Origin of the sequence: Streptomyces sp. NPDC059142 (assembly GCF_042755665.1) — a bacterium.
Taxonomy (GTDB): domain Bacteria; phylum Actinomycetota; class Actinomycetes; order Streptomycetales; family Streptomycetaceae; genus Streptomyces.
In genome coordinates this window covers 36,954-40,104 of the sequence record NZ_JBHZDA010000064.1, presented here as the reverse complement: position 1 = coordinate 40,104, position 3,151 = coordinate 36,954, and the positions used below count along the sequence as shown (strand labels likewise).

4 protein-coding genes are annotated in these 3,151 nt (G+C 73.2%); 2 read left to right on the top strand and 2 right to left on the bottom strand.

Annotated elements, in window-relative coordinates:
* Positions 1–134: 134 nt before the first annotated feature.
* Positions 135–539 carry a hypothetical protein gene (locus tag ACFXPK_RS22300; RefSeq protein WP_385077942.1) on the bottom strand — a complete coding sequence of 135 codons (405 nt, stop codon included), beginning with the start codon at positions 537–539 and terminating at the stop codon, positions 135–137.
* 101 nt (positions 540–640) lie between these two features.
* On the opposite strand from ACFXPK_RS22300, the gene sigJ reads away from it, so the two are divergent.
* On the top strand, positions 641–1,573 hold the full coding sequence (gene sigJ, locus ACFXPK_RS22295) for an RNA polymerase sigma factor SigJ (RefSeq protein WP_385077939.1): 933 nt from the start codon (positions 641–643) through the stop codon (positions 1,571–1,573).
* 128 nt (positions 1,574–1,701) lie between these two features.
* Here sigJ and ACFXPK_RS22290 read toward each other — a convergent pair whose 3' ends face one another.
* Positions 1,702–2,595, bottom strand: coding sequence for an NAD(P)-dependent oxidoreductase (locus ACFXPK_RS22290; RefSeq protein WP_385077937.1), 894 nt, complete (start codon positions 2,593–2,595; stop codon positions 1,702–1,704).
* An 83-nt stretch (positions 2,596–2,678) separates the two neighbouring features.
* Between ACFXPK_RS22290 and ACFXPK_RS22285 the strand changes: the two genes are divergently transcribed.
* Complete coding sequence (locus tag ACFXPK_RS22285) at positions 2,679–3,056, top strand: winged helix-turn-helix transcriptional regulator (RefSeq protein WP_385005593.1); 378 nt, start codon at positions 2,679–2,681, stop codon at positions 3,054–3,056.
* Positions 3,057–3,151 lie beyond the last annotated feature (95 nt).

The following is a 3,151-nucleotide window of genomic DNA, read 5'->3' as shown; positions in this document are numbered from 1 at the left end:
GGGGTCGTAGGGGCCGCCGGTGGGGGGGGGGGGCGCGGGGGGGGGGCGGGGGTGGCGCCCGGGGGGGCCCCCCCCGGGGGCCCCCCCGGGGCCCCCCCCGACGGGCCCGGGGCGCTCACCCCGGGCCCGGTCGCTCATGACGGTATCCGGTGCCCCTGGGGCGCGGGCCGTGTTCTCGCGTGCCCTGCCAGTGCCAGCACGCTCAGACCGAACATCAGGACACCCAGGGGGAGATGGACCGACGGTACGTGCGCGATGCCGAGCACGACCTGCACCGAGGCGAGGACGAGGAAGCCGGACGCGTACCACACGGGCCGGGGCGAGCCGCCGCCCGGTTTCCAGGCCAGCACCGCCGCGAGCACGTACAGCATCGACGCCCCGTACATCACCCGGGCTCCGATGCTGTGCAGCGTCTCGCCGTAGGACGAGGTCAGCAGCAGCCCGGCGGAGACCGCTTGAAGGAAGATGGTCAGGGTCTGGAGGGCGATCGCCGTCCGGAGGAACGAGAAGCGGCGCTGTGCCGTCGCCTGGGTCGTCATGCCACGGTCCTCTTTTCCGCCCGGTGGGCAGTGGATCGGTAAGGTCTCGACAGCCCGACGACGCGGGCCCGCGAAAGGTAAGGCGAGGGGGGTGGCCGGGCATGGGCACGGCGGGGGCGAGTACCGACGAGGTGGCCGGTGAGCGGCGCCAACTGATGAACGTCGCCTACCGGTTGCTCGGTTCACTGGCCGAGGCCGAGGACGCCGTACAGGAGGCATACGCACGCTGGTACGCGCTGCCGCAGGACCGGCGGGACGTGATCGTGTCGCCCGGTGCCTGGCTGACGACGGTGACCGGACGGATCTGCCTGGACGTGCTCGGCTCGGCGCGGGCGCGGCGTGAACGGTACGTCGGGGCGTGGCTGCCCGATCCGCTGCCCGACCGCGCCGAACGGCACCTCGGCCACGGCGGCGGCCCCACCAGCCCCGTCGCGCTCACCGACCCGGCCGACCAGATGGTCCTGGACGAGTCGGTGACCATGGCCTTCCTCGTCGTCCTGGAGTCGATGACGCCCGCGGAGCGGGTGGCGTTCGTCCTGCACGACGTCTTCCGGTATCCGTTCGCCGAGATCGCGGGCATCCTCGACCGGACCCCCGCCGCCTGCAAGCAGCTCGCGGCCTCCGCCCGGCGCCGGGTGCGCGGGGCACGGCCCCCGGTGAAGGCCGCCCGGCAGGCCGAAGCGGTACGGCGGGTCAAGGAGGCATGGGAGGCCAAGGACATCGCGGCCCTGGTCGACCTCCTCGACCCGGCGGCCGTGATGACCGCCGACGGCGGCGGCCTGGTCGGAACCGTCCTCCGCCCGATCGAGGGCGGTGCGCGCATCGCCCAGTACCTGGTCGCCATCGCGGACAAGGCGGTCGGGCTCGAACTCCTGGAACGCTCGGTCAACGGCGCTCCCGGCCTGGTGGCCCGGCAGGCCGGCGCCCTCGCGACCGTGGCCTCGTTCGAGATCGCGGACGGCCGCGTCACGCGGATCTGGGCGGTCCGCAACCCGGAGAAGCTGCGCCCGTGGGCGCGGGGTTGGGCCGTCTGACGTCTTCGTGCGGCGCGGAGAACGGCACCGCCTGCGTCGAGGTCGCCCACCTCGCCCCCACCCGCCGGTAGGCGTCCGCGACTCCAGGGACCAGGCCGGTCCCGCGCTCGTCGTGCCGGTCGCCGCCCCTATCGTTTCCGGATGCTGTCGATGATGCGCGTCCAGTTGTCGGCGCCGTGGCCGTTCTCGATCGCCTGGCGGTAGTGGGCCTGTACCGCCAGGGGGAGGGCGAGGTCGAGGCCGAGGGAGGCGCTGGTGTCGACGATGTGGTCGGAGGTGGCGCCCATCATCGTGACCGTGCTGAGGTCGCCCGGATGTGCTCCGGCGTCCAGTGCCGCGCCCGGGGTCTCCTCGCCGGCTCTGAGGATGGCGCCGGTCGCGTCGGCGGAGGTGAGCAGTTCAGGGAGGGCGTCCCTGGCCTTCATCCCCGCCGTGCCCAGCATCGCGGTGGCCTGCATCAGGGCGGACAGGGTGGAGAGGAAGACGGTGAGCTGGGCCTGGTACATCGTCTGGGCGAGGCCCGGGTCCTCGCCCAGGTACTTCGGAGTGCCGAGCGCCGCCAGCGTCGTCCGGTGGGTCTCCAGTGTGGTGACGGGGCCGCTGTAGTAGACGTGGGCCGCTTCCGTGCCGACCATCGGCGCCGGGACCATGACGCCGCCGGTGAGGAAGCCGGCGCCGTGGCCGGCTGCCCAGGTCGCCGCCGCGCGGGTGCGGTCGGGGGTGTCCGAGCTGAGGTTGACCAGGGTGCGGCCCGCCAGGGAGCCGGTGGCGGTGCCGAGGATGTCGTACATCGCCTGGTAGTCGGTGAGGCTGAGGATCACGAGGTCGCCCGCCTCGACCGCCTCGCCGGGGGTCGCCGCGTGGGTCGCTCCGGCGGTGACGAGGGCGTCGGCCCGGCCGGGGGTGCGGTTCCAGACGGTGACCGGGTGGCCGGCGGTGAGGAGGGTGCGGGTCATCGCCCGGCCCATCGGGCCGAGACCGAGGACGGTGACGGGGGCGTGCCGTGTGTGGTGTCCGTTCATCCCTCCATGCTCGGAGGGCACCGTTAATCTCGGAAGTACCCACTGTTTTCTGCGGTACTTACCTTTAAGTAAGGGGATCTGCGATGGCCAAGGCGCCGCGACTCGGTCCGTACATCTGCGGTATCGACGCCGGGCTCGACGTGGTGAGCGGCAAGTGGAAGGGACTCATCCTCTGGGAACTCGACGCCCATGGCGTACGCCGCTTCGCCGAACTCCGGCGCGGGTTGCCGGGCGTGAGCGAGAAGATGCTGACCCAGCATCTGCGCGAGATGGAGGAGGACGGTCTCGTCCACCGGGAGGTCTACGCGCAGGTGCCGCCGCGCGTGGAGTACTCCCTGACCGAGCACGGGCGCACGCTCAACGACGCGCTCCGGCCGCTCGGTGCCTGGGGGACGGAGCGGATACGGCGTGAAGGCGTCCCGGTGGTCGACGTCACCGGGACCGGGGCGGCGCACGGCTAGCGGGGGGGGCCCCGGGGGGGGGGGGGGGCGCGGTGGGGGGGGTGTGGGGGGTTGGCCGGGGTCGTCGGGGGTCGGGTGTTGATCGGGGGGGTGCC